Below are 16,253 nucleotides of genomic sequence, written 5' to 3' on the forward strand. Positions count from 1 at the left end.
TGCTAACCAGAGCTCAGCTGGGTCGGTAGCCGACCCATTCTGGCCGTTCCCGAGCTAAATTCACAGCACCAGCAAAGGGTCCGCTTTCGAGCCCGCCCAACCGCTTGCTTCACGCGTCAGCTTGGCGGCCCTCGACGAACTCCTCGACGAGCTTCGCGCAAAAGGCAGGCAAATCGTGGGGATTGCGGCTGGTGACGAGGCCCTCGTCGACAACCACCTCCTGATCTGTCCAGTTGCCGCCTGCGTTCTCGATGTCAGTGTGGATCGACGAATAGGAGGTCAGTTCGCGATCCTCGACTACGCCTGCTTCGACGAGGAGCCAAGGGCCGTGGCAGATCGCGCCCACGGGCTTCTTCTGCCGGAAGAAGGCGCTGACAAAGTCTATGACCTCATCGTCGGCACGCAACCTGTCGGCGCCGACCGTACCTCCAGGAATGATCAAGCCGTCGAATTCGTCGGCGCTAACGTCCGCTACAGTTCTGTCGACCTTGTAGCTGCCACCTGGGCCCAGATCGCCGTTATTGGTCTTGGCCTCACCCTCCTCGAGACCTACAACCGTTACTGTGCCGCCTGCCTGCTCGATCGCCTGCTTGGGCTGGACGAATTCGGACTCTTCGGTCCCGCGAGGGGCGATAAGAATTGCGATTTTCCTGCCTTCGAGCGTCATGTCTTGTCCTCCATGGAGCAACGGCGCCCGGTCGGCACCTGGTCATTTAAGCTTGGCAGCCGGCTGCAGTTCCTCGCAGGGGCGATGGACGGTTGGCGTATGGGACGAACGGATTCGACCCTTCCCGGTCGTTCAGCACCCAATTTTACGCTCCCAAGTGCGGACCGGCAGGTTTCCCGTTTTGGATGCCCACGACTGGCCGGGAGGCGACTGTCCGGTTCGGAGTCGGGTAGCGGGAATAGCTGACACTCACTCGGAGCCAGCTACCGACCAACTCTGGACGTTTCGCGGCGTGCGCATGAATGACCGTTCCCGCTGCAACCGTTCTATTAAGCGGTCGGGCGGCAGTGCACGACAAAGAGGACGCTGGTGCTCCGACCTAACAACGTCGAAACCTCTGTTTGCTATTCAACAGAAGGCGCGCGGCGAAGTAAGTGCATGACACCGTAACTCCGCCGCGCACTTGATTACATGCTGAGCTTTACCCCTAGCAACGCTTGCTGAGCCGTAGCCTTCGCAACTGCATCTGGCTTATCGCTGCTACAAGTTCCTGTAAGAGAAACATAAACAACTTCTATTCCACTCGCAACAGGCAGCGACGCGGCTGGGAATTTCCCTTTAGTCTCGGTGCAGGATTTTTGGTTGGCTATCTGCTGCAGCGCATAACTAGAGGCAACTGCAACACTAAGATCAGTCTTCCGCGGTACAACGCCGATAAATTGAACCGTGCCGCCAGTTCCGCTCAGAACTTGATCAGCTACGCTTTTGACCACGAGTGATTTGTCTTTGAAATTCTCAACATCAAGAGGTCCAAGCAAACCCGTCATGGCAGCTTGTGCAGTAGGATCTGTGATGCCGACCAACATTCCTTCAATCGAGCTAGCCTTACCGTTCAGAGTTGCTTGCGCAGCGATTGTCGCCATGGTCGCCTTCGCGTCAATTTCTGAAATGCTTACAATAACTCGAACAGCTTGACCATATATCAGCTGCGTCGTTCCGTCCGTAGACAGGCATGGCTTGGAACGAGTCCAGTCCTGAACAAGAACCCGTGACTTGGCATTTGCCGACGCTGCTCCCAAGGGGATTCCAAGCGAAAATGCCATTGAACCAGTCATGTCCCTGGTGGTCGTATTTGTTGTCAGCTCCTGCATGGTAGGCGGAGTAGTGCATGTAAATGGATCCGGAGTAACTGTGCTTTTGTTTATTGATGCCCCAGATGCTACGGCTGCAATATTTGGAACTCCGGCAACCCCCAGATTGCTGACAATAGATTTATTCAAATCTGGTTTTGGCATTGGTATGTAGTCTTGAGAATGTGCGTTACTCGAAATTAAAATCGAGAAGGCGGTTATCGATATCAAGCGCGGAATCGAAATCATGATAGTCCCCCCTGGCGTTATGCCAAATGCATAGACATCACATTCGATGAAACATGGCAACTCTACGCCGTGAATTACGGAAGCAGGGGGGATTCTTGGGGGTTATACTTACTGACTGCGCGTCACAGCCACTGCCGCCACCAAGACTCGACATTCCGCGCCTGGCCCAACCTCCGTCAATCGACGATGGCGCCCGTGCAAAGGCTGGAGCGTGGATTATTCCTTCAAGTGGCAAGCCGGGAACGACGGATTTGTCCCAGCCTCAGTCATAAGGGGACTGAGCGCTCCTAGGCGCGCTCATTTCCCAATTGAGCGGCTTGGATGGGCGCGTGGCTACCGCCCCGCCGTCGACCCTTCCCGGTCGTTCAGCAGTCAATTTCATGTTCCCAGTTGCGGCTTGTCAGCTTTCCTTCGTCTGGGCGCCTTTTCCGCTAGGCGAATGTTCGGTCCATAGCCGATTTGGGAATAGCTGACCCTCACTCGGTGTCGGATGCCGAAAAATTCACCTATTTCTGGGTATTTACGGGCATGTTCGCTCTCGAAAGCAAGTCTGTAGCGCTGGCCTGCCACCCGGCAAGCATCGGAGACGTCCATTGTAAATCGACAGGAAGGGTTAATTGGGCCCCCCCCTGCCATAGGCCCACGTCATGGCGCGCGGCGCGCCCGTCTCCGCAGGGCTCCCTCGTGACCTAAAACGACGCTGTCGAGCGTTGCTGGGAGCGAGTTGCTATATGCACGAAAAATAAGTATATTACTTGCCGTGGGGAGAACGTCATCATGCTGAGCTGACTGTGCAAGAAGGGGTCGTGATAATTCGGCGGGTCTGAGCAGATCGAAATCTAATTTGATGCCAATGGGCTGAACAATGGCGACTGTGTTACCTCTTCCTAAAGTAAGTCCCGCCGACACGATCGGATTCGCATCTCCGTCGCTCACTGACGCTATGCGCGACATCGACGCTATCATGGAGGCATTAAATCTCCAACTGGTTCGACGGTACCTCGATCAGATCCATTGGGGCGAAGAGTCGCGCGCCGCCCATCTCGCCGATGATGCCGAACCCGGCTACAAGCTAGAAAACGTAGCGGCTCATAGCTGGAGTGTCGCTGACGCAGCGCTTATGGTTGCGAGCCACTTCTCAAATCTTGATCTAGGCCGAGTGCTCGCCCTTGCGATCCTTCACGACAAACTAGAGATGATCACCGGGGATTACGACCCAGTTGGAAAAGACGGGCGGGGTCAAACGTCGCATGCTTTTCAGGTTGATGCGAGAGTGCGCAAAGACTTGGCCGAACTTGAAGCAATGAAGCAGTATCTGAGTCATCTAAGTCCCACCGCTGCAGCTTTACAAGCTGACTATCTTGATGACGTCATACATCAGCGCACCAAAGAAGCACGGTTTGTGAAGGCGATGGACAAGCTCCAAGCGCTTGCTTTTGTGGTTGCGAAAAAGGACGGCAGGATGAGCAACGAGCATCTGGCCTTCTCACTGAGATATAGTGCTAAAGCTGTTAAGTCCTTTCCTCCTATTATTAAGCATTATGAAGTTCTTGTATTTAGACTGATTGATCGTGTATCAAAAGTTCGGGGGCTTGATCATAAAGTGGTCGAAACGCATATCGTCGGGCAATTCTCGGACTATCTATGTCAGAAATGATGCAAGAGCGTCGGTTTGCGCTGGTTGGTAAAAGTGGGTCGGGAAAGTCAGAGGCGGCGAAGATCTTGCACGGCCTGACTGGATGCCGCATCGTCAAGACGGGCGCGGTCTGCCGCCGAATTTCGCGCATGCTCTTCGGGAATGAGGACAAGGCCTCCACCCAAATGCTCGATGATGCTCTAACACCCATTGATCCCAGTATCTTCTTGCGCGCTGCGCTACACGATCTAGCCGAAGGTGAGTCTATCGTGATCGACTCGCTGCGCTTTGCGACCGACCACGCCCTTGCTAAGGCCCTGGGGTGTACGATTATTCGGGTCGATGCCTCTGAAGACGACCGTGTAACTCGTCTGGGCCGCCGAGGGCAGCAGTTTGATCCATACCAGAATGGTACCCATAGGTCTGAGACCGAACTCGACATGTTCGTAACCGATCATACCCTTGTCAACAATGGGACCTTGGGCGACCTCTTTGACCACGTTTCAGCGATTATCGGCCCATTCCAGAAGTGAGGTCAAATGTATTCCTGCATTTTTTGAATAGAGATAGTAGGGAAATCTACGGCCTTTTTGACGCGCACTACGGAAATATCCATCCACGCCTTCTATCTCGGGCAATCAATGCAGCCGCTATACTGTGCGAAGATCATTGCTTTGCTCCCCCGGGCTTCATTTTAGAGGATGAGGTCGCCTTTCGTTGGGCGGAGGTTTACAAGGAGTTTCTGGAGACGGCACTCATCCGATTTCCTCTCCGCGAGGCAAGCCTCAGCGACTATGCCGAGAAAAAGCGCAGTGATTATATGCCAATGCGCGACCGTTATTCTGGTTTGTTTAGCGATCGTCGGCTGGGTTTTCTTGGGGAAAATGCCAAAGGTCTAATCCGGCGGAAGAGCCACATTACGGAAGGCATCTTAAGCGGCTGGGAGGGCGACGCAGAGCGCGGCCGCAGGATTTGGCACCCCGTCAAGAAGATTCTCTCGGCTAAAGACATCGACCAACTGACTGGGATTCCCGGCATTCTTAACCAGGAAAGTACAGCTTTGACATGGGCTGCTATCTCACCAATGTTGGATCCGTCAGCTTTGCAAGCGAAGCGTGAGCTGCGGAGCGTTCTGCAGCACACTTATTTTTCTCAATATTGCGCAGAATATAAATTAGTCGCTCTTACCCGTTTGCCGCATATGATTGAGGATTTTTTACTTCCACGGAAGCCACGATCCTTCTGCTTCGAAAGACTAGAAGCATTTCTCGACAGCTTCTCTCTTTGGAATTTGTTAATTGATGCGCCCGCATCAATCTTGGTATCTCTCCGGAAAAAACCCGGTTTCGTCGCCTTCATCGACGCTTATGTAGCGCTTGCTGAGAAAGCGGAGTCGTTGCTGACACTTCGCTTTCACGCCGCCAGGGCTGCCGCCCAATCTTCCTTCAGGTGGGGCGAGTTCGCCGCACGCTTCAATAACGTTTTCAATCTCCCAGGCGACATCGAGTTGTTTGAGCTAGCGGACGCGATGGGGGATGTTGCACAAGCCATTGTCCTGCAGCATGGATTGACTTCAAGAGCCTCGATCTCAACTACGGTACCAACACAGCTCCAGCCTCAGCCTCAGCCCCAAATGCGAGTAGCCAAAGTGACGACCCAACCAATCGCCGATCTAGCCCTCTTCGTCGCGCTGGATGAGGAGCTTGAGGTGTTAGCCAAGCAACTAGGCTTTCAAAAGCATCATGTTCCGCCTTATGCGACCGGCAAATTGGGGGACCATCCTGTCGAAGTAATCTGCTCAAAAGGGATGGGACGTGTCCGCGCCGCCGTTGAAGTGACACGCTATTTGGAAAAACGAGGGCAAGCAAAGCCTAAGATGATCCTGATCGTCGGATTGGGCGGGGGTTTCGCCGAGAAAAATGTCACCCAAGGTCATTTGGTTTGCGTCGAAAAGGTCGTCGACCTCGCATCACGGAAAGTGATCGACAATACGGAAGGGACAGCAAACTCTAAATTCCGCCAGCGCGATTATGCTTTGAGCGGGGCTTTGGCGGCTCTTTTGCAATCTGACGCTTTTCCGAAGGACGATTGGATCGCCGCCGCTATTGAAAAAGCTGACTGGCCAGCTGATAGGCGCCCTTCGGTTGACTATGGAGAAATGGCGAGCGCTGACGAAGTTGTCGCAAGTGACGAATGGCGCAAAACACTGCTAGGACACGCAGACAAACTCTTGGGCGTTGAGATGGAAGCAGGGGGCGTCTGTGCGGCGGCGGATGCTTTCAACGTAAAAGTCAGCATGCTCCGAGTCATCTCGGACGTTGCCGATCCATCCAAGGGTGACGATGCGTGGCGGAAGATTGGAATGCGGACAATTGCAGAGTTGCTTCGCTTCCTACCGGTCGACAAGCTATTCGAAGCGCTGGAATAAGGACGAGTTTAAACCCCTATCGCTGAATGCATTCGTTCGTTTGCGACAATAAATCTAGACCAAGGATCAAGATCATCCAGATTGTTGATCTGGATAGGAAATTTTCGCCAAACTAAAGTCTCCGGTGGAAGAGCCTCCGGCAATGAGAAATTTTCGCTGCAGACAAATGTATAGACCGCAATGATGGGAGTTGCTCGCTGCTCTTCAATCGCTCCCACGATGAGACGAACATCTTTGGAACTATTTGGCGCTTGTAGCGCATCCAACTGTGCCGCTCCGAACTGAAGCCTTTCGATGAGCGTCCGATGTGCAGATTCATTTAAACCCAATGGATCATTGGAAAAAAGGGATTTGTCTTCAATTCTCACGAATCCTACTGCGCCAAGTGACAGCGTCGACTCTATAATGTCACCATGCGGCTGTGACGCGCGGTATAGGAATATGCCGTCATTGTAGCGCAGAACCACCATCACCCTTATAAAAATCATATCCGGATCATTCCAGATGGAGGCGAGTTCTGCATATTCTATTTGATTGGGTAACAGTTCATCCAATGTTCCCAATTCTTGAAAGCCGTCGACTATCGCTGTCTTCAGAGGCAAAACAATTGGAACAAGAAATCTGCGCAGTTGGTCAGCCCTAAAAGGGCCATTGTATTCCGACTTATAACGGTTTGGGATTCCTTTATCGGTTACGAAAGAGCGTAAAAAAAATCGACCCGGACCGGTTCGCATGAACTGGCTCTTAGATTTATGACGCAATATATCTTCGGACAGTCGGGCTTGCAGCGTTTTATGCTGAGTCTTCCCATACAGGTCTGCTGGCACAATCTGGCGCTGATATGCGGCCTGAAGAATCTCCTTGGGCGACATGGGGCGACGGGCATCCCTCAGAATTGCGCTTGCCAGAGTGAGATAATTGTCCACGGCGGACAATTAACCCAGACAGGGGAGGCTGTTCACCATCCAGGCTCGGACGGCATCCGCTTGCCACCCTGGGCACAATACACACGTCAGTCGGTTCATCCGAAGAGTTCTCGCACGGTTTAAATCAAGCATCAGTTCATTGTCCCTCCCGGGTCGCCGCCTGAATCTTTCATAACATTGACCGTAGCAGGGGCGGTGCGGTGAGGATATCGAATCCTGTTTCTACCACTCACCGCATACCAAAGCGATTCCCGTTCGGCCAATGGACATGCATCGGACGGTGCGCTTTCAGGGCGCGCCGTTGCCTCGGCAACTGCAACGAAGTTTGCTTTGCCGCCCTTCGGCAGGAGGATCCTGCTGGCCCGTGAATGGCCGCTTTCCTGCAGCGCTTCCTCGCAAGCCGACCGTCGCAAAAGTCCCAATCGCAGTCGCTCAGATGCTTTGGAAACCAGCGGCGACAGGGAGATCATTCATCGCCCACCGAATTTCCCTTAACCCCTCATACGCAACGCTCGACGCTTTTAGGGCTCGCCATCCCAGTACGACAGCGGATCATTGAGCCACCCTGTAATGGCGCTTTCGCGCCAACCCGTGCAACGGTCGGCGACGCGAACCTGACGTGGAAACGTGCCGGCCTGAATTTTCCTGTAGAGCGTCGAGCGAGTCAGACCCGTGCGTTCAAGCACAGCAGAAAGCCGTAGAATTCTTTCGGGATGGTTTGTGTTGCCCCCCTCCCCGGTGCTGACCTGGGCCAGCCTCGAGAACTCTAACCCGTTCAACTCCGACCTCTCAGCCGCTGAAAGCCGCGGTCCGCATTGAGGAAAGCCATCAATATTGCAGGTATCAATTCCGGTATCTGAACCTCGTCCCCGTAGGCGGCGGCATAGACTTTCGCATACTGCTGCAAGCTGTGGTGAAGTTCGGGCGCGACCATGATCGCAAGTTTGACCGGCGTCTTGTCCGGCAGTTTCGACAGCTTGATCGTGCTCATCGTCCACCCTCCGTTTTCCAAGGCGCCAGTACCAAATCCTGCCGCACCACAAGTCTTACCGGCGCGCCCGGCCGGATATCGATAGCAGGCTGAATATCGAGATTGCGCTGCGTGATTTGATCCCCGGCGCGTGACACGCTGGTTTGAGCGGACTCCCGGATCGCCTGAACCAGATCGCTCTCGCCGGTTATCGAAAGTTCCGTGCCAATGCCAAGAAGCGTAGCGATCGCGACGCCCTTGAGCAGCCGTCCAGTATGGTTGTTCACCCGGTCCGAGAGGCCCGAGTAGCCCGATGGATCGGTCGCCGGCATGTTGTCGAGCCGAAGCGACTTGCCATCGGGCATCACAAGGCGTTGCCAGATGACCAGTGCCCTGCTCTGGCCGTAGGCCACGACGCTGTCGTACTTGCCAATCAGCCTTGCACCCTGCGGAATGAGCAAGGTCTGACCCGTCGCGCTGTCGAAGACGTTCTGCGTGACCTGCGCAATGACCATCCCCGGCACATCGGAATTCACGCCCGTGACGAGGCTGGCTGCGATGACGCTGCCTGCCATCACCATATAGGGCGAAACCGGAGCCGCCAGACTGTGCGGGTTTACATCGCCGCGCTGGTCGAGCTTCTCGGCGAATTGGGTTTTGCGGTCCGCCGCCGAACTCGATGTATCGCTATTCGCTAACTGTCTTGGGCCGATTGAAACCTCCGGCGCAGTCGTGGCGGCAACGCCTGGCGTGCCAGCTGGTGCGCGCGCTCCCTGAATGAGCAGCGAGGATTGCCTCGCTGCCTTGAGGTCTGCTGCTTGTCGCTGCTGAGCTTCGTCGACGCGTGAAGCGGCAATCGGCTCCATGCTGGGGTTGGCCAACTGTCGCTGCTGTGCCTTCAGGATCGGCCGCCCCAAATCGCCCGGAAGCGGCGGACCAAGCTTCGGCACATCTCCATAGCTCTTGGGGAGCCCGGCCAGCGCGTCGTCCGCAGGCTTTCGATCCGGCTGGGACATCATGCTATCCGCCACGACGTGCCCCATGATCCTCGGCTTCAGCGCAATCCACGCTATCCCAATAATGGCAATCGAAGCCAGAACGCTCCCGCCGATGATTACTTCCTTGCGGAAGCGAGTAACACGCGGCGTGCGGGCACGAATTGCCAGCGTCTCGGGATCGAGCTTCGGCGCGGACGTCGGAATTTCACTCGGCCCGGACTGCACCTCCTGCGAGATCGCTACGGGGCGCGGAACCTGTATGGCATCGCCTGCTTCCAGCACCTCGCTCATCGCCGCGCCCTCCCTTCGCCGCCTCGAGTGATGCGCACTATCTGTTGCTTCTTCGTTCCAAGCCGAAGCTCGGCGACGTTGAAGATGCGATCCACCACATAAAAGCGTCCCTTCATGCGGTAGTTGACCAGTTCGGCCGTACCGTCGGCGGCAATCAGGAACAGCGGCGGAGCTTCGTCGACACCGATTGACGACGGAAACTCAATGAAGGTCTGCCGACCATCATCGAAAGCCCTGATTGGCCCCCAGGTCGGCGCATCGCCGGTGATCACGTAGCCGAAGTAGAGCTGCTCAACGCCAAGCCCCGCGGCAACCGGCTTCGCCGCCTCGGATGCGGCTTGCGCAGCCTTCACGGCAACCAGTTCATCGAGCGGGTAATTCCACGAGAGCGCGGACATGCCCGCGCTCGGGCGGCTAGTCAGCAGCAAATGGTAGGTGCGCCGATCGGTGGTGATGACGATGTTGGTCGCGAGGCCCGTGCTGAACGGTTTCACCAGGACATGCGTGCGCTTGTCCTCGCCGCTTCCGCTGGAGGTATCGCCGATCACCCAGCGCGCAGTGTCGCCGGCGGCGACCGCGATCAGCCCCTCGCCCGCCTGCAACGCGATGTCGGTGATCATACCGGGCTGCGTATAGGCATGGTACACGGTGCCGTCGGACCAGAGGTAGACTTGGCGGGCATTGACCCAGGCAGTTGGCGACGGTTCGGCGCTGAAGCGGCTCATGGCACTCGTCGGCGCTTTCGCCCGCGCCGGCAAGTCTGCCGGATGGACGCCCACGGCAAAGGCAGCCGCAGCCAGTAGCGAAGTCTTCATGGCAGTACCTCCTTGACTTGTTCCGGATTGGGATTGGGATCGGCAAGAACGGATGGGGCGGCAGCAGCCTCCTCTCGGACAGAGCTTGCCGGTGTCGCTGCGGCGCCAGGACCAGGCACATCGAGCTCCCGGCTCCAGTCGATGGCATCGACATAGATACCGAGCGGGTTCTTCCGCAGGGTCTCGCTGTCGCGCGGTGCCTGCTGGACGATGGTCAGGATCGCGGTCCAGTGGCTGGTGCCGGCCGCGCTGCCGCGCTCGAACGCGTTCTCGATCCATTTGACCTGGAAGCTCTTGTTCGAGGCCCGAACCACGCTGGTGACCTGGACCGAGACTGTCCGCTCGCCGAGCCCCGTTAGCGCGCCTGAGCCCCTCGCGTATTCGCTGAGGAACCGACTGCCGCGCTGGGTCGAGAAGTCATAGGCTTCAAGCCAGCCATCGCGCATGATCACCGGATCGAGCGAGAGCCCGCGCACATGTCCGATGAACTTGGACAAGGCCCAGGCTATCTGCGGATCGGTCGGCTGATAACCAGCCTCGGCTTTACTGACAGCGTGGGGCTCACCAAGCCTATCCACCGCGACGACATAAGGCACCACCCTGCTCTGGAGCGACTGCCAGATGAGGCCTGCCGCCATCCCACAGGAAAGGCCGAAGCAACCGAAGGCCATGATCCGCCAGTTCCGGGCCTGGACACGGGCGGAGCCAATCCGTTCGTCCCAAAGCTGCGCGGCGCGCTGGAAGGGCGTTTCGGGAAGCGGTGTGCGCCCATAGAGCTGGACGCTGCGTTTGAAGCGCATGGGTCAGTCGTTCCTTTCGCTGATGTCGGGAGTGGTTGCGCCGCCACCGCGATCACCCTGCTGGACAGCGTGGATGGCGACGTCGCGGCGATGACGAGCTGTCTGCTCGGCGCGCATGACCTTGGCCCAGGCAGGCACGCCTTCGCCCCCTTCGGCGGACGCGCCCGGTGCGGAAGATGAAGGCGGCGAAGTATCGGATTGTGAAGAGGGTGCGGCTCCGCTGGAAGTAGGTGGGGAGGCGGACGGCCCAGAAGTCGAGGGGGCGGCGTGACTGTCCGCCGCGCCAGAAACCGCTGAATGGCTTACCGTCGACCCTGCATGAGCCCCGCCGCCATGGCTGGCCGAACTTGCGGCCGCCGCGCTGCTGCCCATCGAAGTACCGGCACGGATACCCCCCAGCGCCGTGCCGGCGAGACGCGCGCCGGCAACGGCCCCTCCCCCTGCCAGCATGGCGATGCCGCCGGCGCCAAGCGCCGTACCTGCAGCCGCGCCCGCTCCAAGCTGCGGGGCTCCCGATGCAAGGCCGCTGGCGACCGATGGCGCGAAGATGCCGAGGCCGAAGAGCGCGAGGCTTGCCAGCACCAGACTCATGGCCTGCCCGATGTCGGGTTCCTGCCCCTGCAGCGCCTGGGTGAACTGATCGAAGAAGTTCGAGCCGATCCCAACGATCACGGCTAGCACCATGACCTTGATGCCCGAACTCACCACATGCCCCAGCACACGCTCGGCCAGGAAACTGGTCCGGTTCCATAGCGCAAAGGGAACGAGAATGAAGCCGGCAAGCCCCACCAGCTTGAACTCGATGATGCAGACGAACATCTGCACCGCGAGAATGAAGAAGGCGAGGATCACCAGCAGCCAGGCGATCAGCAGTACGGCGATCGTCAGGAAGTTCTTGAAGAAGCTGGTGAAGCCGAGGAGCTTCGAGGCCTGCTCAAGGAGCGGCCATGCTGCCGTGAACCCGGTGCCGGCCAGACGCCCGGGGCGAAGCAGATCGTCCGCAGTGAGCGATCCTCCACCGGCCGTGATCCCGGCCTGCGCGAAGGAATGGAAGATGATGTCGGCGAGCGCCGAGAAGCTGTTGATGATGAAGGCGAAGGCGCCGACATAGAGCACCTTGCGGATGAACTTGGCGAGCACATTGTCCTCGCCGGCAAGCGACCAGAACAAACCGGCCAGCGTCACATCGATCGCGATCAGCGTTGCGGTAAGGAACCGCACATCGCCGCCAAGCAGCCCGAAGCCGCTGTCGATATAGCGGATGAAAGCGGTCATGAACTGATCGATGATGTTGAGGTCGTCCACGTGCGATCGTCCTGTCTTGGCGAGCGGGCCAAGCGCGCGACATCGCGCTCAGCGCAGCGCTGAGGTGGTGGGTGCCCGCGGGGCACGGCCGGGGCCGATTGCACGTGCCCCGCGGGCGCGGCGGCAGGAGAGGCGATCCGCCGCCGCTGTCGGGATGGGGTTGCGGTCTAGTTCGGCGTGTAGGCCGAGCCGGTGCCCAGGAACTTCCTGGTCGCCGCGTCGGCTTCGCTCTCGGACTGGGCGCTATTGGCGTCGCTCACGGCCTGCGCGCGGAACTGAGCGGCCAACATCTGCTGGATCTGGAACTGCTGCTTGGCCGTCAACGCGAGCAGCTGGTTGGTGACCTGCAGTGCCTGCAAGGTGCCCTCGGCGCCCTGGCTTCGCTGGACCAGTGCATTCATGGTCGTGGCGTCGGCCTCGACGTTCTCGGCGATCTGCGCCTGCATCGTCACCGTCTGGCGATAGGCGGCGACCTGCGTATCGAGCCGCGAACGCGCGGCAGTCACAGAATCGTCGAGTTTCAGCGACTGACCGAAGGCATCAGGATAGAGCTTGCTGAACTGCTGGTCGACGCTCGCGACCTTGAACTGGATGTTTTGGGCCTGCCCCATCAGCGTATCGATCTTCTGGAGCGTCTGGGTCAGCGCCTGAAGCTCCGGAAAACTGACCGTCGAGAGGTTCTTCGCCTCATTCGCGAGGCTCTGCGCTTCGTTCTGCAGCGACTTGATCTGATTGTTGACCTGCTGCAGCGCGCGCGCCGCCGTCAGGACGTTCTGGGCGTAGTTGGTGGGATCGTAGACCACCAGCGCATGCGCAGGTGGGCTGGTGATCATTGCGTCGAAGACGATGGCGCCGGCGGCCACCAAAGCGAGCATTCCGATGCCAGCACCCAGCTTCCGGGGCTGCTTTGGAGCATGTGGGCGAGACGAAATGTTCATCGGCATTCTCCTTCACGTCGTGTCACAAGAGTTCATTTCGCCCGGTCAGGTCAGCTCCCCGGACCGGGGTAGGTGCCGATCAGGTCGGCCGCCCAGGCGGCGTGCGTGCCGGCGAGAAAGCGCGCGAAGAACTCGCCCTGACCGTGCTCGGCGAGCACGGCGTCGATCCGCGCCTGGGTCATCGGATCGGAACTGCCACACAGCGCCAGCGCCACATCGCCCAGCCCCAGCTCAAACAGCCGGTTCCCGCGCGCCGATTGCAGGTAGTAGTGGCGCTTGGGCGTCGAGCGCGCGATCAGCTCGATCTGCCGCTCACTGAGCCCGAAGCGCTCGTATATCTCGCGGCTCTGCGGCTCCACCGCCCGGTCATTCGGTAGCAGAATGCGCTGCGGGCAGCTTTCGATCAGCGCCGGCGCAATCGGCGAACCGGCGATGTCGGCGAGGCTCTGCGTCGCAAACAGCACCGAGACATTGCGCTTGCGCAGGACCTTCAGCCATTCGCGGATGCGCGCGGCGAAGAGCGGATGGTCGAGGAAGATCCAGGCCTCGTCGAGCACCAGCAAGGTCGGACGACCGTCGAAGCGTTCCTCAAGCCGATGGAACAGATAGGTCAGCACGGGACCGACAACGGAGCCGTGTCCCATCAGCGCCTCGGTCTCGAAACACTGGAGGTCGGCGAGATGGAGCGAACTCTCCGAAGCGTCGAGCAGGCCGCCATAGGGCCCGTCGATCGTGTAAGGTCCGAGCCCAGTGCGCAGCGCCTTCGATTGCAGCAAGAGAGTGAGACCCGTGATCGTCCGTTCAGCGGGCGGCGCGCTCGCAAGGCTTCCGAGCGCCAGCCAGACCTGATCCTTCACTTCCGGTGTGACGGTGACGTTCTCCTGCGCCAGGATCGCGCCAATCCATTCCGCCGCCCAGGCGCGCTGCGCGGGATCATCAATGTCGCGCAGTGGCTGGAACGCCAGCGAACCGTTCTCGCCGCCAAGCCCGAGCGCGTGATGCGTGCCGCCGCAAGCCAGCACCGCCGCCCGCGCGGACAGCCCCTTGTCGAAGATGTAGACCTGCGCATTCGCATAGCGGCGGAACTGCAGGATCATCAACGCCAGCAGTACCGACTTGCCGGCCCCGGTCGGGCCCGCGACGAACATGTGCCCGACATCGCCGACATGCGTTGACAGCCGGAACGGTGTCGAGCCTGAGGTTTTGGCATGAAGCAGGACCGAGCCACCCAGATGATCGTTGCGTGCCGGTCCGGCCCAGACGGCCGAGAGCGGCATCAGGTGAGCCAGGTTCAGGGTATGGACCAGCGGCTGACGGACATTGGCGTAGACGTGTCCCGGTATTGACGAGAGCCAGGCTTCGACCGCGTTGACCCGCTCGCGGATCGTGGTGAAGCCGAGCCCGCCCAGCACGCGTTCGACCTGCCGCATCTTGGCGTCGACCGCGCTGCGTGTCGTGTCGCTGACGGTGATCGTCGTCGTCAGGTAGCCGAAGGCAACATGATCGCCGCCCAAGGCCTGAAGCGCTAGATCGGCATCGGCCACCTTGTTGTCGGCATCGCTGTCGAGAAGCTGCGCCGGCGTGTTGTACATCACCTCGCGCAGCATGGCGGTCAGCGATTTGCGTTTGTTGAACCACTGCCGGCGCAGGCTGGTCAGGACCTTGGTCGCCTCGGACTTGTCGAGCGCGATGAAGCGCGTGACCCAGCGGTAGGCAAAGTCCTGATGGTTGAGCGCATCGAGGATGCCGGGGCGGCTGACGTTCGGAAATCCGAGCACCGAGATTGTCCGGATGTGGCGGTCGCCCAGCATCGGTTCGAGCCCGCCGACCAGCGGCGTGTCGACGAGGAGGCCATCGAGATACATCGGCGTCTCTGGGACCCGCACCGGATGGCGGCGATCCGAGATCGTCGTGTGCAGATAGGTCAGCAGTTCCCTGCTACCCAGCGCACGGATCTCGGGCATGAACCCGTCGAAGAGATCAAGCGCACGATCGGTCTCGGCAATGAAGCCGCCAAGCGAAGCCCGCCAGTCACGCCCCTTCTCGTCGTCTGCGCGCTCGACCAGCTTGCGCCCGGCGGCATCCTCGCTGTCGGCAGGCGGCAGCCAGGTCAGCGTCAGGTAATAGGCGCTTTCGTAATGTTTGTGCTCGGCAAGGAATGCAGCGCGGCGCTCGCGGTCGACGAGCCAGCTGGCGGCATCGGGAAACGCATCGTCTGGATAGCTGGCAGCTTCGCGCCGCTCGGCCTCGAAGAACAGGGCCCAGCCCGAGCCGAACCGGCGAAGGACATTGTTGGCGCGCGCCGAGATCGAGACCAGTTCGGCCTCGGTCGCCGATTCCAGATCGGGCCCGCGGAATTCAAGAACCCGCAGGAAGCTGCCGTCCTTGTTGAGGACGACGCCCGGCGCGACCAGCGCGGCCCAGGGCAGATGATCGGCAAGGCGCCCTGCCTTGCTGTGATATTCGGCGAGGTTCAGCACGCGAGGTATCCTTTCTGGCGCAAGTGGCGCAGCAACACAGGCGCAAAATCGGGATCGCGCCGTGCAGCGAGCACGGCGAGGCTGTGTCCCGCCGCCCAGATGAAGAGGCCGGCCAGCCACTGCTGGAGTCCGAGGCCGACGGCCATGGCGAGCGTGCCGTTGAGGATCGCGATCCCGCGCGGCGCGCCGCCGAGGAGGATCGGAGCGCCAAGGCTCACATGGATCGGGACCTCGAAGCCCTCGATGTGCTGGCCGGCCGCATTCATGCGATCAGCGCTCCGCCGCCGAAGCTGAAGAACGAGAGGAAGAAGCTCGATGCGGCAAAGGCGATCGAGAGGCCGAAGACAATCTGGATCAGCCGGCGAAAGCCGCCCGAGGTCTCGCCAAAGGCCAAGGTTAAGCCAGTGACGATAATGATGATGACCGCGACGATCTTGGCGACCGGACCCTGCACGGATTCGAGGATCTGTTCGAGCGGCTCCTCCCAGGGCATTCCGGAACCAGCAGCCCAGCTCTGCGCGGTGACGGTGAGCGACGCTGCCATTGCAGCGGCCGCGAGCACGGCGGTCCGTGGATCGGGGCGCATGCCGAAGCGCTGAAGTCGTGACGTCTTCATGGGG

At 59.3% G+C, this 16,253-nt stretch carries 16 protein-coding genes; 3 read left to right on the forward strand and 13 right to left on the reverse strand.

Annotated elements, in window-relative coordinates; genetic code table 11:
• Positions 1–109 precede the first annotated feature (109 nt).
• Both ACZ1JC_RS21960 and ACZ1JC_RS21965 read right to left on the reverse strand, forming a co-directional pair.
• On the reverse strand, positions 110–667 hold the full coding sequence (locus ACZ1JC_RS21960; protein WP_465138147.1) for a type 1 glutamine amidotransferase domain-containing protein: 558 nt from the start codon (positions 665–667) through the stop codon (positions 110–112).
• Positions 668–1,134: 467 nt separating this feature from the next.
• A complete protein-coding gene (locus tag ACZ1JC_RS21965) occupies positions 1,135–2,046 on the reverse strand; it encodes a hypothetical protein (RefSeq protein WP_465138146.1) in 912 nt (303 codons plus the stop codon).
• Between the two features lie 943 nt (positions 2,047–2,989).
• On the opposite strand from ACZ1JC_RS21965, the gene ACZ1JC_RS21970 reads away from it, so the two are divergent.
• Genes ACZ1JC_RS21970 through ACZ1JC_RS21980 form a run of 3 tightly spaced genes read left to right on the forward strand, consistent with a single transcriptional unit; the run spans position 2,990 to position 6,110 of the window.
• Positions 2,990–3,703, forward strand: a complete 714-nt coding sequence (locus ACZ1JC_RS21970) for an HD domain-containing protein (RefSeq protein WP_465138145.1) — start codon at positions 2,990–2,992, stop codon at positions 3,701–3,703.
• Positions 3,691–4,215: a P-loop nucleotide/nucleoside kinase family protein gene (locus tag ACZ1JC_RS21975; protein ID WP_465138144.1), complete on the forward strand. Its 525-nt coding sequence runs from the start codon at positions 3,691–3,693 to the stop codon at positions 4,213–4,215. The genes ACZ1JC_RS21970 and ACZ1JC_RS21975 overlap by 13 nt, the downstream gene beginning before the upstream one ends.
• Positions 4,212–6,110 (forward strand): 5'-methylthioadenosine/S-adenosylhomocysteine nucleosidase family protein, encoded by a 1,899-nt coding sequence (locus ACZ1JC_RS21980; RefSeq protein WP_465138143.1) that lies wholly within the window; start codon positions 4,212–4,214, stop codon positions 6,108–6,110. The genes ACZ1JC_RS21975 and ACZ1JC_RS21980 overlap by 4 nt, the downstream gene beginning before the upstream one ends.
• Positions 6,111–6,118: 8 nt before the next feature.
• Here ACZ1JC_RS21980 and ACZ1JC_RS21985 read toward each other — a convergent pair whose 3' ends face one another.
• The 11 genes from ACZ1JC_RS21985 to ACZ1JC_RS22035 form a co-directional block, all read right to left on the reverse strand.
• The gene (locus ACZ1JC_RS21985; RefSeq protein ID WP_465138142.1) at positions 6,119–7,036 is read right to left on the reverse strand and encodes a winged helix-turn-helix domain-containing protein; all 918 of its coding nucleotides are present in this window, start codon (positions 7,034–7,036) and stop codon (positions 6,119–6,121) included.
• A gap of 521 nt (positions 7,037–7,557) precedes the next feature.
• Positions 7,558–7,815 carry a helix-turn-helix transcriptional regulator gene (locus tag ACZ1JC_RS21990; protein WP_465148452.1) on the reverse strand — a complete coding sequence of 86 codons (258 nt, stop codon included), beginning with the start codon at positions 7,813–7,815 and terminating at the stop codon, positions 7,558–7,560.
• Positions 7,812–8,027 carry a DUF2274 domain-containing protein gene (locus tag ACZ1JC_RS21995; RefSeq protein ID WP_465138140.1) on the reverse strand — a complete coding sequence of 72 codons (216 nt, stop codon included), beginning with the start codon at positions 8,025–8,027 and terminating at the stop codon, positions 7,812–7,814. The genes ACZ1JC_RS21990 and ACZ1JC_RS21995 overlap by 4 nt, the downstream gene beginning before the upstream one ends.
• The gene (locus ACZ1JC_RS22000) at positions 8,024–9,295 is read right to left on the reverse strand and encodes a TraB/TrbI/VirB10 family type IV secretion system protein (RefSeq protein WP_465138139.1); all 1,272 of its coding nucleotides are present in this window, start codon (positions 9,293–9,295) and stop codon (positions 8,024–8,026) included. Before ACZ1JC_RS22000 ends, ACZ1JC_RS21995 begins: the two co-directional genes overlap by 4 nt.
• A complete protein-coding gene (trbG, locus tag ACZ1JC_RS22005; protein ID WP_465138138.1) occupies positions 9,292–10,110 on the reverse strand; it encodes a P-type conjugative transfer protein TrbG in 819 nt (272 codons plus the stop codon). Before trbG ends, ACZ1JC_RS22000 begins: the two co-directional genes overlap by 4 nt.
• Positions 10,107–10,910, reverse strand: coding sequence for a conjugal transfer protein TrbF (gene trbF, locus ACZ1JC_RS22010; RefSeq protein WP_465138137.1), 804 nt, complete (start codon positions 10,908–10,910; stop codon positions 10,107–10,109). The genes trbG and trbF overlap by 4 nt, the downstream gene beginning before the upstream one ends.
• Before the next feature lie 3 nt (positions 10,911–10,913).
• Complete coding sequence (gene trbL, locus ACZ1JC_RS22015; protein ID WP_465138136.1) at positions 10,914–12,215, reverse strand: P-type conjugative transfer protein TrbL; 1,302 nt, start codon at positions 12,213–12,215, stop codon at positions 10,914–10,916.
• A 167-nt stretch (positions 12,216–12,382) separates the two neighbouring features.
• Entirely contained in the window at positions 12,383–13,159 is a 777-nt protein-coding gene (gene trbJ, locus ACZ1JC_RS22020) for a P-type conjugative transfer protein TrbJ (protein ID WP_465138135.1), read from the reverse strand.
• Positions 13,160–13,203: 44 nt separating this feature from the next.
• Positions 13,204–15,633 carry a conjugal transfer protein TrbE gene (gene trbE / locus ACZ1JC_RS22025; protein ID WP_465138134.1) on the reverse strand — a complete coding sequence of 810 codons (2,430 nt, stop codon included), beginning with the start codon at positions 15,631–15,633 and terminating at the stop codon, positions 13,204–13,206.
• Positions 15,627–15,899 carry a VirB3 family type IV secretion system protein gene (locus tag ACZ1JC_RS22030; protein WP_465138133.1) on the reverse strand — a complete coding sequence of 91 codons (273 nt, stop codon included), beginning with the start codon at positions 15,897–15,899 and terminating at the stop codon, positions 15,627–15,629. The genes trbE and ACZ1JC_RS22030 overlap by 7 nt, the downstream gene beginning before the upstream one ends.
• A complete protein-coding gene (locus ACZ1JC_RS22035; protein WP_465140211.1) occupies positions 15,896–16,249 on the reverse strand; it encodes a TrbC/VirB2 family type IV secretion system protein in 354 nt (117 codons plus the stop codon). The genes ACZ1JC_RS22030 and ACZ1JC_RS22035 overlap by 4 nt, the downstream gene beginning before the upstream one ends.
• Positions 16,250–16,253 lie beyond the last annotated feature (4 nt).

It is taken from the genome of Sphingomonas sp. BL-S-28 (genome assembly GCF_055521515.1).

Coding starts and splice junctions, on each gene's coding strand:
- ACZ1JC_RS22000 (WP_465138139.1), bottom strand. CDS start 9,295: ATGAGCGAGGTGCTGGAAGCAGGCGATGCCATACAGGTTCCGCGCCCC.
- ACZ1JC_RS21965 (WP_465138146.1), bottom strand. CDS start 2,046: ATGATTTCGATTCCGCGCTTGATATCGATAACCGCCTTCTCGATTTTA.
- ACZ1JC_RS22035 (WP_465140211.1), bottom strand. CDS start 16,249: ATGAAGACGTCACGACTTCAGCGCTTCGGCATGCGCCCCGATCCACGG.
- trbG (WP_465138138.1), bottom strand. CDS start 10,110: ATGAAGACTTCGCTACTGGCTGCGGCTGCCTTTGCCGTGGGCGTCCAT.
- ACZ1JC_RS21970 (WP_465138145.1), top strand. CDS start 2,990: ATGCGCGACATCGACGCTATCATGGAGGCATTAAATCTCCAACTGGTT.
- ACZ1JC_RS22030 (WP_465138133.1), bottom strand. CDS start 15,899: ATGAATGCGGCCGGCCAGCACATCGAGGGCTTCGAGGTCCCGATCCAT.
- trbF (WP_465138137.1), bottom strand. CDS start 10,910: ATGCGCTTCAAACGCAGCGTCCAGCTCTATGGGCGCACACCGCTTCCC.
- ACZ1JC_RS21960 (WP_465138147.1), bottom strand. CDS start 667: ATGACGCTCGAAGGCAGGAAAATCGCAATTCTTATCGCCCCTCGCGGG.
- ACZ1JC_RS21975 (WP_465138144.1), top strand. CDS start 3,691: ATGTCAGAAATGATGCAAGAGCGTCGGTTTGCGCTGGTTGGTAAAAGT.
- ACZ1JC_RS21995 (WP_465138140.1), bottom strand. CDS start 8,027: ATGAGCACGATCAAGCTGTCGAAACTGCCGGACAAGACGCCGGTCAAA.
- trbJ (WP_465138135.1), bottom strand. CDS start 13,159: ATGCCGATGAACATTTCGTCTCGCCCACATGCTCCAAAGCAGCCCCGG.